General features: G+C 63.4%; 1 protein-coding gene. It reads left to right on the top strand.

Features of this window, described 5'->3' with window-relative positions; all coding sequences use genetic code 11:
• Nucleotides 1-123: 123 nt before the first annotated feature.
• On the top strand, nt 124-448 hold a 325-nt coding region (locus tag D3D02_RS19800), incomplete at its 3' end, for a pirin family protein (RefSeq protein WP_199723239.1).

The following is a 448-nucleotide window of genomic DNA, read 5'->3' as shown; positions in this document are numbered from 1 at the left end:
CGACGACTCGCGGCCGGCCAGTCGTCAACGCTCTCGATTTCCGAGTCCAGTGACACCGATGTCACCTGCTTTCGGTCACGTCGCCGAGAAGGTATATAGATTCGACGCGTAGGTGCGCACGTAATGAAAGTCGGCTCCGAGACGAAGCTCTACAAGGCGGAGCGAACCGACGTCTCCCAGAATCAGGGGAAGTTCCGGACCTACTTCAACTTCCCCGGTCGCGCCCTCCCGGACCACGCGGACCACGGCTACGGCCCGCTCGCGACCATCGTCGAGTCGTTCATGGACCCCGACACCCACATCGCGATGCATCCCCACCGCGACGAAGAAATCATCTCGTGGGTGCCCGCCGGCGTGATGCGCCACGGCGACCAAGACGGCAACGACCTCGTCACCGACGCCGACCACCTGATGGTGATGAACGCGGGCGAGACGTTCTGGCACGAGG

This window comes from Halobellus sp. Atlit-38R, assembly GCF_003665925.1.
Lineage (GTDB): Archaea > Halobacteriota > Halobacteria > Halobacteriales > Haloferacaceae > Haloquadratum > Haloquadratum inordinatus.
The sequence above is the reverse complement of the archived record's forward strand: the minus strand, read 5'-3'. Positions and strand labels throughout refer to the sequence as shown.